Annotated in this window: 12 protein-coding genes; 4 read left to right on the top strand and 8 right to left on the bottom strand. The window is 62.5% G+C overall.

Translation table 11 applies throughout. The annotated features are described in order from the left end of the window. The first annotated feature begins 193 nt into the window (after window positions 1-193). The 4 genes from dapF to ACSQ2A_RS16285 all read left to right on the top strand — a co-directional run bounded on the left by dapF (window position 194) and on the right by ACSQ2A_RS16285 (window position 4224). Complete coding sequence (gene dapF, locus ACSQ2A_RS16270; protein ID WP_436073227.1) at window positions 194-1042, top strand: diaminopimelate epimerase; 849 nt, start codon at window positions 194-196, stop codon at window positions 1040-1042. Next, window positions 1042-2304 (top strand): tRNA (N(6)-L-threonylcarbamoyladenosine(37)-C(2))-methylthiotransferase MtaB, encoded by a 1263-nt coding sequence (gene mtaB, locus ACSQ2A_RS16275; protein ID WP_436073078.1) that lies wholly within the window; start codon window positions 1042-1044, stop codon window positions 2302-2304. The genes dapF and mtaB overlap by 1 nt, the downstream gene beginning before the upstream one ends. Window positions 2305-2329: 25 nt before the next feature. Further along, window positions 2330-3520 (top strand): signal recognition particle-docking protein FtsY, encoded by a 1191-nt coding sequence (ftsY, locus tag ACSQ2A_RS16280; protein WP_436073079.1) that lies wholly within the window; start codon window positions 2330-2332, stop codon window positions 3518-3520. An 83-nt stretch (window positions 3521-3603) separates the two neighbouring features. Continuing rightward, complete coding sequence (locus ACSQ2A_RS16285) at window positions 3604-4224, top strand: septation protein A (RefSeq protein WP_436073080.1); 621 nt, start codon at window positions 3604-3606, stop codon at window positions 4222-4224. A gap of 117 nt (window positions 4225-4341) precedes the next feature. Here ACSQ2A_RS16285 and ACSQ2A_RS16290 read toward each other — a convergent pair whose 3' ends face one another. The 8 genes from ACSQ2A_RS16290 to htpX form a co-directional block, all read right to left on the bottom strand. Next, on the bottom strand, window positions 4342-4767 hold the full coding sequence (locus tag ACSQ2A_RS16290; protein WP_436073081.1) for a DUF1761 domain-containing protein: 426 nt from the start codon (window positions 4765-4767) through the stop codon (window positions 4342-4344). Window positions 4768-4836: 69 nt separating this feature from the next. After that, window positions 4837-5268: a metallopeptidase family protein gene (locus tag ACSQ2A_RS16295; protein WP_295412958.1), complete on the bottom strand. Its 432-nt coding sequence runs from the start codon at window positions 5266-5268 to the stop codon at window positions 4837-4839. Further along, entirely contained in the window at window positions 5259-6665 is a 1407-nt protein-coding gene (leuC, locus tag ACSQ2A_RS16300; protein WP_436073082.1) for a 3-isopropylmalate dehydratase large subunit, read from the bottom strand. The genes ACSQ2A_RS16295 and leuC overlap by 10 nt, the downstream gene beginning before the upstream one ends. Window positions 6666-6769: 104 nt before the next feature. Continuing rightward, a complete protein-coding gene (locus ACSQ2A_RS16305) occupies window positions 6770-8125 on the bottom strand; it encodes an oligosaccharide flippase family protein (RefSeq protein ID WP_436073083.1) in 1356 nt (451 codons plus the stop codon). Between the two features lie 107 nt (window positions 8126-8232). Next, window positions 8233-9816 (bottom strand): bifunctional phosphoribosylaminoimidazolecarboxamide formyltransferase/IMP cyclohydrolase, encoded by a 1584-nt coding sequence (gene purH / locus ACSQ2A_RS16310; protein WP_436073084.1) that lies wholly within the window; start codon window positions 9814-9816, stop codon window positions 8233-8235. A gap of 67 nt (window positions 9817-9883) precedes the next feature. Beyond that, on the bottom strand, window positions 9884-11509 hold the full coding sequence (locus ACSQ2A_RS16315) for a heparinase II/III family protein (protein ID WP_436073085.1): 1626 nt from the start codon (window positions 11507-11509) through the stop codon (window positions 9884-9886). 202 nt (window positions 11510-11711) lie between these two features. After that, window positions 11712-13013, bottom strand: a complete 1302-nt coding sequence (locus tag ACSQ2A_RS16320; protein WP_436073086.1) for an RsmB/NOP family class I SAM-dependent RNA methyltransferase — start codon at window positions 13011-13013, stop codon at window positions 11712-11714. Between the two features lie 6 nt (window positions 13014-13019). After that, on the bottom strand, window positions 13020-14003 hold the full coding sequence (gene htpX, locus ACSQ2A_RS16325) for a zinc metalloprotease HtpX (RefSeq protein WP_436073087.1): 984 nt from the start codon (window positions 14001-14003) through the stop codon (window positions 13020-13022). Window positions 14004-14025: the final 22 nt, after the last annotated feature.

The raw sequence follows: 14025 nt of genomic DNA on the forward strand, positions 1-14025 counted from the left end.
CGACGGCATTCGCAATGCGGGATGAAACTCGATCAGCCAATGCGCCAACCTTCCAATCAGACCACGACAGAACCCGTCAGCATGCCAAACGCTCCCATGCAGCGCCTGCACTGGCAATTGCCGGCCAGTTCCGCCATATAGGGTTCGACACAGATACAGGCGAAACGCTTTGAGCAACGCACCCTTTCTCAAGATGAACGGGCTGGGCAACCAGATCATCGTGGCCGACATGCGCGGCCGCCGGGATCGCGTCACGGCCGAAGCTGCCATCGCCATCAATGCTCGCGCCGAGACCAAGTTCGACCAGATCATGGCCATCCATGATTCCCGCACGCCCGGCACGGCCAACTATATCGAGATCATCAATTCCGACGGTTCGCGCGCCCAGGCCTGTGGCAATGGCATGCGCTGCGTGGTGCAGACGCTGAGCGTCGAGCAGGGCCGCCAGCGGTTCACGTTTGAAACCGTGGCAGGAATTCTTTTTGGCGAAGAGGCCGAAAATGGCCTCATCACCGTCGACATGGGCACGCCCAAGTTCGCCTGGTACGACATTCCGCTTGCCGAAGAGTTTGCCGACACGCGAAAAATCGAACTGCAGATCGGGCCTATCGATGCGCCGGTGCTGCATTCGCCTTCCGTCATGTCGATCGGCAATCCGCACGCGACGTTCTGGGTCAAGGACGATGTCTGGTCCTATGCTCTCGACCGCTTCGGTCCGCTGCTAGAAAACCATCCGATTTTCCCCGAGCGCGCCAATATCGGCATCGCCCAGGTCGCCGCACACGACAAGATAATTTTGCGTGTCTGGGAGCGTGGCGCGGGCATCACCGAAGCTTGCGGCACTGCGGCCTGCGCGGCAGTCGTCAACGGCGCCCGTACGCGCCGTACCGAACGCAAGGCGACCGTCACCCTGCCGGGTGGCGATCTCGTCGTGGAATGGCTGCCGGATGATCATGTTACCCTGACTGGTCCGGCCGAATTCGAATGGCGCGGCGAGTTTGATCCCGCAACCGGCGCCTGGACGCGCAGCGAGGCGGCCTGATGGCGGTTCGCACCCTGACATTCGGCTGCCGTCTCAATGCCTATGAAGGCGAAGTGATGAAAGCCCAAGCCGAAAAGGCCGGGCTTGAAGACGCCATCATCATCAATACCTGTGCCGTGACACAGGAAGCCGTCACCCAGGCGCGAAAGGCCGTGCGCAAGGCGCGACGGGAAAACCCGCAAAGCCGCATCATCGTCACCGGCTGTGCCGCCCAGACAGAAGCCCGTTCTTTTGGCGATATGGAAGAGGTCGATCTCGTGATCGGCAATGCCGACAAGCTCAAGGCAGAGAGCTACAGGCCCATGACCTTCGGCGTGCCGCTCAATGACAAGGTGCAGGTCAACGACATCATGAGCGTGCGGGAAACCGCCGGCCACCTCATCGAAGGCATGGACGCCCATACGCGCGCCTTCGTGCAGGTGCAGAATGGCTGTGACCATCGCTGCACCTTTTGCATTATCCCGTTCGGCCGTGGCCCCTCGCGCTCGGTGCCGATGGGGCTGGTAGTGGAACAGATCAAGAAACTGGTGGCCAATGGCTATCAGGAAGTGGTTCTGACCGGCGTCGATATCACCTCCTATGGTCCCGACCTGCCCGGCACGCCGACCCTGGGCCTTCTTACCCAGGCGATCCTCAAGCATGTGCCTGATCTGCCGCGGCTGCGCATTTCGTCCATCGACTCCATCGAGGCCGACGCGGCGCTTTATGAGGCCGTGTCCGATCCGCGGCTGATGCCGCATCTGCATTTGTCGCTGCAATCGGGCGACGACATGATCCTCAAGCGTATGAAGCGCCGGCATCTGCGCGACGACGCGCTTGGTGTCGTCGCAAAACTGCGCGCCATCCGTCCGAGCATGGTCTTTGGGGCCGACATTATTGCCGGTTTTCCGACTGAGACCGACGAGATGTTCGAAAACACGCTGCGCTTCATCGGCGAGGCCGGGATCACCTATATCCACGCCTTCCCCTATTCGCCCCGTCCGGGCACCCCAGCTGCGCGCATGCCGCAGGTGAGCAAGGCGATTGCCCGTGAGCGCGCCGCGTGCTTGCGCGCTGAAGGCGATAAGCAATTTGCGGCGCTTTGCGATACCCGCCTCGGCCGTCTCGAAAACGTCCTGATGGAACGCGGCGGCCTTGGGCGCACCGAACAATTCGTGCCTGTCAGCGTTGCAGGTATGGAGCCGGGCGAGCTTGTGGCGGTGGAAATTACCGGCCGCGGCCCTGATGGGCTCGTGGGCGAAAAGCTGCGTATTGCCGCCTAAGGCGGCGAGGGAAAGACCAAAAGATATGACCGACAAGAAGCCCGGCTTTTTCCAGCGCCTCTTTGGCAATCAGCCGGCCCCCGTGCCTCCAGCGCCGCCCGAGACGCAGCCCGAAACCCCGGCCCTTGTGCCGGAGCCGGTTGCTCCGACGCCCGAGCCCATTCCCGAGCCGGTCAAGCAACCCGAGCCTCCTGATACGCCTCCGCCTCCGGGTCCGCCGGAAACGACGCCCGACTATATCGAGGCAGTAGAAGAGCAATTCGTCACGCCGCCCGCGGTCGTTCCGGCCCCGGCCCAACGCCAGAGCTGGTTTTCACGGCTCACCTCGGGCCTGAAACGCTCGTCGGACAATCTCTCCAATTCGATCACGTCCGTCTTCACCAAGCGCAAGCTCGATGCGGCAACGCTCGATGAGCTGGAAGACGTTCTTATTCAGGCCGATCTCGGGCTCGAGACGGCCATGTCCATCACCGAAACCCTGCGCCGTGACCGGTTTGATCGCGAAATTTCCGATAGCGACGTGCGCGCCGTTCTGGCTTCGGAAGTCGAAAAGGTGCTTGGCCCCGTCGCGCGTCCGCTGACCGTGGACATGACCCAAAAGCCGTTCATCATTCTCATGATCGGGGTCAATGGCTCGGGCAAGACCACGACCATTGGCAAGCTGGCGCAAAAGTTCGCAGCCGAAGGAAAATCCGTGATGCTGGCCGCAGGCGATACATTCCGCGCAGCGGCTATTGAGCAGTTGCAGGTCTGGGGCCAGCGTACTGGAGCACCGGTAATCACCAAGCCCGCCGGTTCCGACGCTTCGGGTCTCGCCTTCGATGCCGTCACGCAAGCCAAGGCCGAGGGTCGCGACGTGCTCATCATCGATACGGCCGGGCGCCTGCAAAACCGCGACGAGCTGATGAACGAGCTCGAGAAGGTCATTCGCGTCATCAAGAAGGTCGAGCCCTCAGCGCCGCATGCGACGCTCCTCACCCTCGATGCGACGACGGGCCAGAATGCCTTGAAACAGGTCGAAATCTTTGGCCAGCGCGCTGGCGTAACCGGCCTTGTCATGACCAAGCTCGATGGCACCGCCCGCGGCGGCATTCTCGTTGCCATCGCCAAGAAATTTGGCCTGCCGGTGCATTTTATCGGCGTCGGCGAGGGTGTCGACGATCTCGAACCTTTCGAAGCCAAGGATTTTGCCAGCGCAATTGCCGGGCAAGACTGAGGTTTCGGTCAAAATCTAACCACTCTTGCTGGCTATTCGGCTTGCATCAGGTGGCTCATGCCATCACATTGGCAGGATACGCCATGGAACGTTCAATGACCGACAAAGCCGAAGCAGACGTCAATTGGGACGAGCTGCGCCCGCAGATCACCAAACTCGCCTTGGAGCTGGGGCCGCTGGTGGTGTTTTTCATCGCCAATGCGCGCGCTGACATTTTTGTCGCGACCGCCTGGTTCATGGGCGCCATGGTGATCTCGCTGCTGCTCTCCTGGCTGATCCTCAAAAAGGTCGCCGTCATGCCGCTGGTCACCGGCGTCGTGGTGCTGGTCTTTGGCGGGCTGACGCTCTGGCTGCAGGACGACACTTTTATCAAGATAAAGCCGACCATCACCAATGTGCTGTTTGGCTCGGTGCTGCTCGGCGGCCTGCTCTTTGGCCAGTCGCTGCTCAAATATGTCTTTGGCGAAGTCTACAAGCTGCGGCCCGAGGGCTGGTGGCGGTTGACGCTGAATTGGGGCATTTTCTTCTTCGTTCTTGCCGTGATCAACGAAGTGCTCTGGCGCAATTTCTCGACCGAGATCTGGATCGCCTTCAAGGTCTGGGGCGTCATGCCGCTGACGGTGCTGTTCTCGATGAGCCAGCTTCCGCTTCTCAGCAAATATGCGCCACCCAGCGAACCGCAGGCCGCCGTGGCCGAAGGCTGACTTTTTCGTCCTTCAAGAACAGCCAAAAGCACGATGTCATCCCCGCGAAAGCGGGGATCTTTATTTGTGCGGCCCAAAACAGGGATTCCCGCTTGCGCGGGAATGACACAGTGAGGCTTAGGCAGCGACAGCCGCTGCGACCGGCCCAAAGAGGCCGATGACCACGCCCTGGATGACCAGCACGCCCAGCACATGGGCGCTGTCGATCAGGGTCAGCGACCATTTCATGCCTTCATAGCGGTGGTTCATGATCATCACGGTGAGCACGAAGCCGAACCAGCAGAGAAAGCCCGTCAGGGCGCCCGCGCCGATATCCACCGTGCCCATCAGGGCCGGGGTGAAGAGCGCAATGAAGTAAGCCATGACGAATTCGACGGCGACCGACCAGATGAACGGCGTATAGCTGGGATCAAGCTGGTCCCTGGTCTTGCCAAGCGCGGTCATCCATTGCTTGGACAGGCTCATGTACCAGACGGCGCCAAAGGCGAAGCTGGCGACGGTGGCCAGCACGACGGCCAGCCAATTGACGGCAAGAAATGACATAAAACTCCCCCGAAAGCGCTGGATGCGCCGGAGGTAATCTATGCCTTTTCAAACGGGTAGGGAACGCGGTCAGTCTTCGGCGTCGGCGCGGGCTTCAATCTCTTCCATGTCCTCGTCGGAAAATCCGAAATGGTGGCCGAGTTCGTGAATGAGAACATGGGTGACGACTTCGCCGAGCGTATTGTCGTCATTCTCGGCCCAATAATCGAGAATGGCGCGGCGATAGAGGAAGACCGTATTGGGCATCTGCCCGGTCTGGGGCACGGCGCCGTCTTCGGTTAGGCCGATGCCGGTGAAAAGCCCCATCAGTTCGAACGGGCTTTCCATCTCGAAATGTTCGAGAATGTCGTCTTCGGCAAATTCGGCTACCGAACAGGTGACGTCGGCCGCGAGCGACTTGAAGGGCTCGGGGAGGTTGGCGAGCGCGTGGCTCGCCAAAGCCTCGAAATCATCGAGGGTCGGAGCATAAAGCCCCGACCAGTCGGTGCCTTTTACTTCCACTCGCGAATATCGACGAAGTGGCCGGCAATCGCGGCAGCGGCAGCCATGGCGGGAGAAACGAGGTGCGTGCGGCCCTTAAAGCCCTGGCGGCCTTCAAAGTTGCGGTTCGAGGTCGACGCGCAGCGTTCTTCGGGTTTGAGCTTGTCCGGGTTCATGGCGAGGCACATGGAGCAACCCGGCTCGCGCCATTCAAAGCCGGCATCCTTGAAGATCACATCCAGACCTTCTTCCTCGGCCTGCGCCTTCACGAGGCCTGAGCCCGGAACGATCATGGCCGAGACGTGGCTCGCGACCTTGCGGCCACCGATGACAGCAGCGGCAGCACGCAGGTCTTCGATACGGCCATTGGTGCACGAACCGACAAAGACACGGTCGAGCTTGATGTCGGTGATCTTGGTGCCGGGTTTTAAGCCCATATAGTCGAGCGCACGCCATTTTGAGGCACGCTTGGTCTCGTCGGCGATTTCATCGGGATTGGGCACGACGCCCTGAACCGAAATGACGTCTTCCGGCGAAGAACCCCAGGAAACGATCGGCGGCAGTTTTGCGGCGTCGAGGATGACGACCTTGTCGTAGTGTGCGCCTTCGTCGGTATAGAGGGTCTTCCAGTAGTCGACGGCCATGTCGAACGCTTCGCCCTTGGGGGCGCGTGGACGGTCCTTCACATAGGCAAAGGTCGTTTCGTCGGGCGCGATCAGGCCGGCGCGGGCGCCGCCTTCGATGGTCATGTTGCAGACCGTCATGCGGCCTTCCATCGAGAGCGAGCGGATGGCTTCGCCGGCAAATTCGATCACGTGGCCATTGCCGCCAGCCGTGCCGATTTCGCCGATGATGGCGAGGATGATGTCCTTGGCGGTGACGCCGGGCGGCAGCTGACCGTCCACGCGCACCAGCATGTTCTTGGCTTTTTGCTGGATCAGCGTCTGGGTGGCCAGAACGTGTTCCACTTCGGAGGTGCCGATGCCGTGGGCCAGGGCGCCGAAGGCACCGTGGGTGGAGGTGTGGGAGTCACCGCAAACGATGGTCATGCCCGGCAGGGTAAAGCCCTGTTCGGGGCCGACGATGTGGACGACGCCCTGACGCTTGTCGAAGGGGTCGTAATATTCGATGCCGAAATCGCGGGTGTTTTCGGCCAGCGTCTCGATCTGGATCGCGCTTTCCGGGTCCGGGTTGGGCAGCGAACGGTCGGTGGTTGGCACGTTGTGGTCGACCACGGCCAGCGTGCGCTCGGGATGACGGACCTTGCGACCGTTCATGCGCAGGCCTTCGAAAGCCTGCGGGCTCGTCACTTCGTGGACGAGGTGGCGGTCGATATAGAGAAGGCTCGTGCCGTCCGGATTGTTCTGAACCAGATGGTCGTCCCAGATCTTGTCGTAGAGCGTGCGGGCCTTGGTCATGCGTCGTGTTCCGAGGGGCAGGAATGGAAGTTTGGATTGGTTCTAAGCCCAGAGGGGCTTTTGGGTCAAGAACAACCGTACTCTTGGGTACGCTCTTGCCGAAATCAGTTTGCCGAGGCGTCGCGTAAACGGCCGACGGCGAGGGCGCCCAGAAGACTGGTATCGAGGCCGATGCGGTAGCGGCACCAGAGGGCTATGGCGATCTGGGCTAGAATGCGGGCGCCCATATTGACGGCGGCGACGCCGACAATGCCCCAGATCGGGATCACGGCGATTTGCACCAGAAAGCCGACACCCATGATGGCGCCGAAGATGGCGACATAGGCGCGTTCGTGCCCTGTCATCATCATCACGATCTTCGAGGGGCCGGTGACGGCGTCGAACAAGAGGCCGAAGGCGAGGAGAAGGAGGACCAGCGTGCCTTCGGCATAGGCGGGGCCGAAGAGCGAGAGGATGAATTCGCCGAAGAACAAAAACAGCGCAAAGATCACGAGCGAAAAGACAAAACCGGCCCAGGCGCAGAGCGCCGTGATGGCCTGGGCTTTCCGCATGGCGCCGGAATGGTAGTGCTCGGCCACCATGGGGGCGATCACCAGTTCGATCGCGAAGGTGAAGAGCGTCATCAGCCCGGCAGTCCGAAAAGCGTTGAAATAGAGGCCGGAGCTTTCGAGATCGAGCATGAGGCCGACAAGGATGACGTCGGCATTGAGCGTGAAGGTTTCGATGAGCGCGCCGAGCAGCATCCAGTTGCTGAGGCTACCCCAGCGCTGCCAATGGGTACGCACGGGCGCAATCCGCGGCAGGACGACATAGTTGCGCTTGAGCGCCACGCTCATCTGCAGGACCAGCGCGCCGATAAGAAGGGCGGCGGATAGGGTCAGTGCATCGGGACCGCTGAGCACAATGCCCACGGCAAAGAGCGCCATCACGGCAGCCGGCAAAGCCAGGCGCCAGACGATGTCGCGGGGCAGCAGAGCGGTCCAGAGCGATCCCTGCGCTCGCAGCACCGAGGAATTGTACTCGGCCAGCGCCATGGGGAGAATGAGGAAGGCTGCGCCGATGAAATGATTGATGGTTTCGCGCGGCGGCAGAAAGGGAATGCTGGCGACGGCGAGGACGCAGAGTAGCCCAGCGAGGATCAGGCTAGCGCCAATGGTGATCGCCGAACCGGCTGCGACAACGGCTTCTGCGTCGCTGTTCTCGCCCTTGGCACGTAGTTGCGGCCAGAGCCGCAGCACGGCTGTCGACTGGCCCATGCCGGCCAAAATGGCGAGCACGGTTGCGAGCGCCAGGCCAAAGGCAAAGTGGCCATATTCGCTCTCGGTCTGGGTGCGCGAGAGAACGACATAGGTGATGTAGGTGAGGCCGGCGGTCGCGACCTTGATGCCGAGCGAGCCCACCGAGCGCAGGAGGCCGGTGGAGAGCAGGGCAGAAAGATCGGTTGGAACGGCCAGCCGCATGAAGGGTCCTCGCGCCGGCCCAAATGCCGAGCGGGCAGAGAGTGCCAGAACCCCGTCAAGAAGGTCTTACCGTGAGGGCGTTTAGGCCCTCACGGCACCGTGTTGGCCTAGTGCCGGAAGTGGCGCATGCCGGTAAGAACCATGGCGATGCCGGCAGCGTCTGCGGCGGCGATGACTTCGTCGTCACGCATGGAGCCACCGGGCTGGATGACGGCCGTGGCGCCGGCGGCGACAAGGGCTTCAAGGCCATCGGCGAAGGGGAAGAAAGCGTCGGAGGCGACGACCGAACCGACCGTCAGCGCGCCCTCGATACCTGCGGCCTCGGCAGCGTCGATCGACTTGCGATGCGCGACGCGGGCGGAGTCGACACGGGACATCTGGCCAGCGCCGATGCCGGCGGTGGCGCCATCCTTCACATAGATGATGGCGTTGGATTTGACGTGCTTGGCGACCTTGGCGGCGAGCTTGAGGTCAGCCAGTTCCGCTTCGGTCGGCGCGCGCTTGGTGACGACCTTCAGTTCGCAATCATCAACATTGCGATTGTCGCGGCTCTGGACCAGCAGACCTCCGGCCACGGATTTGACCTGCAGGCCCTCGGCCTTCGGGTCAGCGAGGCCGCCGGTGAGGAGAAGACGGAGGTTCTTTTTGGCAGCAATGATATCCTGCGCTTCCTGCGTGGCGGAGGGCGCGACGATCACTTCGGTGAAGACCTTGACGATTTCGGTCGCGGTTTCAGCGTCGATCTCACGATTGGTAGCGACAATGCCGCCAAAAGCGGAAACCGGATCGGTGCGCAGGGCCTTCTTATAGGCCTCGGTCAGGTTCGAAGCCGTGGCAACGCCGCAGGGATTGGCGTGCTTGATGATGGCAACCGCAGCAGTTTCCTTGGGGTCGAATTCGGAAACCAGTTCGAATGCCGCGTCGGTGTCGTTGATATTGTTGTAGGAGAGCGTCTTGCCCTGCACCTGGCTCGCTGTGGCGACGCCCGGACGGTTTTCACCGGTGCCGTAGAAGGCGGCCCACTGATGCGGGTTTTCGCCATAGCGCATGACTTCGCGCAGCGTGCCGGCAAAGCTGCGATAGTTCACGTCGGCAAAGTCGATCTCCCGAGCGAACCAGCTCGAAATCGCGCTGTCATAGGCGGCGGTGCGGGCATAGGCCTTGGCGGCGAGCTTTTGGCGCAGTTCGTAGGGAATGCCGCCATTGCGGATGGCTTCCAGAATTGCCGGATAATCCGCCGGGTCGACGACCACGGTCACATAGGCGTGGTTCTTGGCCGCCGAGCGCACCATAGCGGGGCCGCCAATGTCGATGTTCTCGATGATTTCGTCGTAGCTCGCGCCCGAGGCGACGGTCTTTTCAAACGGGTAGAGGTTGACGGCGACGAGGTCGATGGGGCCGATCTCGTGTTCGTCCATGCTCGCCTTGTGCTCGGGATTGTCACGAACCGCAAGCAGACCGCCGTGGACCTTGGGATGCAGCGTCTTGACGCGGCCATCCATCATTTCGGGGAAACCGGTCAGATCGGAAATCTCGCGCACCGGTAGACCGGTTTCGGCGATGAGCTTGTGGGTGCCGCCGGTCGAGACCAGTTCCACGCCGGCTTCGGAAAGCCCGCGGGCAAAATCCGCCATTCCCGATTTGTCGAATACCGAAAGCAGTGCCCGCCCGACCGTGACCGTCTTGCCCATGAGTTTTTGCTCGCATTGGAGGAGATTTCGCGGCTCCGCTAGCACGAACGGGCCGCGGAGTCCAAGCTCAACCGTGTTCGCGCGTCAGGATCCAGCCCACTTCCACGCCCGGGGCGAGATCGGCCTCGAGCACGAGCTGGATAGTGCGGTTGAAACCGAGATAGGCCGATTGGCGGACGCTGTCGTCCTGGCGCAGGGTCGCGCCTTCCCAGAGAAAGCTCCAGACCTCGCCATTGGGCAGGGTCAGCCGGCGCATGCCTTCTCCCACCGGGGCATGAACGGAAATGCCCGGGGCGAGGTGGAAGCGGATGGAGAGCTGCCCTTCTGGCGTGCCTTCGGCAATGACCCGATCCTGCCCGACAAGCGTCGTGCCATCACCCAAGAGGGTCAGTCGGCGCTCGATCTCGGCGCCAAAACGGGTGGCATAGCCGATGGAAGAGACGGCCATCATATGCTCGGCTGGCACCAGTTCCATATCGGGCACGGCGGGCGGTTTTGCACGAAATCCCTTGGCGGGCACGAAGGCGTCTTCGTCCTCGATGGTGGGCGAGGAATGGGCGATGGCCTGGCGGAAGAGGTCGCGCGTTTCCGGCATGTCCGAAGGCGCGGGGCCGCAGGAGCCGAGAATAAGCTCGCTGCCATGAGAAAATTCGAAGGCGAGGGCGCCGGCATGAGCTTCGGCATCGAAACCGGGTTCCGGGCGCAGGCCTGAATCGGCGATAACGACGGCGCGGCCACTGCGCAAAATGCCGTAGCCGCCGAGAATCCGGGAGCGCCGCGCCGGGGTTGGGCCATTGGCCTGAACGGCGACCAGCACGTCATGCGGCACCTGTCCGCAGCCGTTGAAATAGGCAAGCTCGCCGCTCGACAGGGTAACGGCGTCGAGCGCTTCATGCATGCGGTCGATGCGATTGGAGAGCGAGGCGAAGGTCGGGCTGCCGTGGCGGTTGGCGGCCTGGCGCAGGCTCGAAAGTTCGACCAAGAGGTTGAGCTGGATGCGCGGATTGCGGCTCTTGTGGAGCCCCTCTTCATCAAGCTGTTCGGCAAGGGCTGCGTCGAGCTGTATGAGGCGCGCTTCGACATCGGCCGAGTCTTCCGGTTCGCAGAGTTCGGCGCCCAAAATGCCCATGGCGGCAAAGAGCCGGTCGACGGGATCGGTCGCGAGCTTTCCGCGGACGCGGAGACTTTGCACCTGCGTACCGAGGCTGCGCTGCAGGGTTTTTGCCTGGTCGGGCGTGGCGCCATCGAGCAGCAGCGGCAGGTGGCGCAGCCAGTTGAGCACGCGCTGGCCGGTCAGCGGCAGCGACCAGCTTTCCGGATCGAACTTTCCTTCGCGTCCTATCCAGTCGAGCACCAGCGTGCGGGCAAAGAGCTTTTCACCGGGATCGCGGACATCGCGGAAATGGCGGAGCCACGAAAAGCTCTGCAGATTGTTCCACCAGTCGGGGAAATCGACGTCGATGGAAAAGGGCGAGGTGCCGCCGGTTTCGATGAGTTTTGAGGCGAGGAGATACCGCCCCGACATCATTTCGCGGACCGCGTCTCGGTCGGTGGGGCGGAATTCGGGGAGTTCGCCCTTATAACCCTGCTCGGCGAGGCCCTGCCAGGTCCAGCGGATAAGCCGCGTGGTCACGATGGCATCGGCAAGGCGCAATCCGAAGCGCCGGGAGGTCGCACCGAACCGCCCGCTCAACTTCTGCCTCCGCGCGAAAAACCTACGCGGGCAGGTCGGTCGCTGCCCTCAAAATCCACCGAGATTGAACCTTCCAAGACGCGGCATCGGCCGCTCGATGTTGAAGCGTCTAGTGAATTTGCCGTGATTTGCCCAGCCGGGGATAGATTTCTTGCTGGAAAACTCCTGCGTCCACAGACTTAGCCTGTGCGCTGGCGACAAGCTAGGGCTTGCGCTGGAACCGCGCCACAAAGAAACCGTCCATGCCGCCCTCGACGCCATTGGGCGCCATGGAGGGTAGGGTGCGGACAAGACCGCCCGGCGTGACCGCGCCTTCGAGGCCCGGCAGTTCGGCTGGGGCGACGGGGTGAAGTTCGAGGTTGTGGAAGGCTTTTAGGGCCCAATCCACGATAGCCTCGCCCTCTTCAGGCTCAAGCGAGCAGACGCAGTAGACGAGGCTCCCGCCGGGCGCGAGATTTTTCACCGCGCGGGCAAAAATGCCCTGCTGCAGTTTTACGCGCCCGTCTATGTCGGCGGCGCTACGGTGCCACAGGACTTCGGGGTGGCGCCGGAAGGTGCCGGTGGCCGAGCAGGGGGCGTCGAGCAAGATGCCGTCAAATGGTTCGGCTGCAATGTAACTCGTTGCGTCGGCTTCGATCACAGTGGGCTCGTAGCCAAGCCGTTCCATATTAGCCTTGAGGCGTTCGAGGCGCGTACCGTCGCTGTCGAGCGCGGTCACGACATAGCCGGCCTTTGAAAGCTGGGCCGTCTTGCCGCCGGGGGCAGCGCAGAGGTCGAGCACAGCGCCACCAGTCTTGGCGGCGAGAAGGCGGGCGGGCAGGGCGGAGGACACGTCCTGCACCCACCAGCGGCCTTCGTCAAAAAAGGGCAGGGCGTCGACGGGTCGGTCGCGTGTTTCGACGCGAATGGAATCGGCGATGAGCTTGTCGCCTCCCAGGGCTTCGACCAGCGTTGGATCTTCGTCCTTGAGGGTGAGATCGAGCGGGGCGCCATCGACGAGGCCATCGACAAAGCGGGCAACCGCGTCGGCGCCATAGGCGGCTTCCCACTTCCGGCGGAAGATTTCGGGGAGCAGCAGGTCGTCTTCGAGCAGACCATAGCGGGCCGAATTGGCCTGGGCGCGGCGGAGCACGGCGTTCATCAGGCCCGAAAGGTGGCGCGCCTTGGCATCGCGCTTGGTCGCTTCGACGGCGAGGAACAGGGCGCTATGGGCGCCGATATCGGGCAGGAAAACCAGCTGGGCCAGCGACAGGCGCAGCACGGCTTCAAAGGTCCCAGACTTTGCCGGCATGCCCTTTTCGAGCAGTTCTGCAATCATCAGGTTGATCTGGCCCTGACGGCGCAGAGCGGTGTTGATCAGGCGGTTGGCCAGCGAGCGATCGCGGCCATCGGGCAGTTCGGCCGCCGACAGGGGCACAAAATGCTCACCGCCCAGAACGGCACGGAGCCTCTGGGCGGCAATCAGACGGAGGCCAAGGCCAGCCGGATCAGGTTTTTTCGACACGTATGCTTATCCCCATGGACCGCGCACGCCGCTATCGTCTTCGCCACGGCCTGCACTCGGCACCCGCCAGCCGCCGCCGGTATCGTGGCCACTCGAAGCTGGCTGCGGACGGGGCGCGGGTCTGCGGCCCTTATCGTCCACGCGCATCTCGCCTGCAAGCCTCTGCAAGGCGGCGATACGGTTGCCGGTATCGGGGTGGGTGGAAAAGAGATTGTCCATCCGGGCGCCCGAGAGCGGGTTGATGATGTACATATGGGCCATGGCCGGGTTGCGCTCGGCCGCGACATTGACCTGGCGACCGGCCAGGGTCGCGATCTTGTTGAGCGCCGAGGCGAGGGCCAGGGGGTCGCCGGAGATTTCGGCGCCGTCCTTGTCGGCTTCATATTCGCGGGTGCGGCTGACCGCCATCTGCACCATCATGGCCGCGACGGGGGCGAGGAAAACCATCAGCAGCGCGCCAATGCCGCCGAGCGGATTGTCCCTGTTATTGCCGCCACCAAAGAAGAGGCCGAACTGGGCAAGGGCCGAAACGGCACCGGCCAGCGTTGCCGTGATGGTCATGGTCAGCGTGTCGCGCGAGCGGATATGGGCCAGTTCGTGGGCGACGACGCCGGCGACTTCGCGCGTTTCGAGTTGGCGCAGAAGGCCGGTCGAGACGGCCACGGCGGCGTTTTGCGGATTACGGCCCGTTGCAAAAGCGTTGGGCTGGTCGGACTGGATGACATAGACGGCCGGCGTCGGGATGCCGGCGCGCTTGGAGAGCGTGTCGACCATGTCATAGAGCTCGGGCACGCGGGAGCGTTCCACCGGGACGGCATTCTGCATGCGCAGCACGACCTTGTCCGAGTTCCAGTAGGCAAAGAGATTGGTGCCGGCTGCAAAAAGCAGGGCAATCATCATGCCGCCGGTGCCGCCGATGAAATAGCCGACCACCATGAACAAGGCGGTCATGGCCGCGATGAGAACAAAGGTGCGGAAGGCGTTGAACATCAAAACCCCTTGGGTTGGTATC

The sequence above is a fragment of the Devosia sp. LjRoot3 genome, assembly GCF_964252865.1.
In the GTDB taxonomy this organism is placed as follows: Bacteria; Pseudomonadota; Alphaproteobacteria; order Rhizobiales; family Devosiaceae; genus Devosia.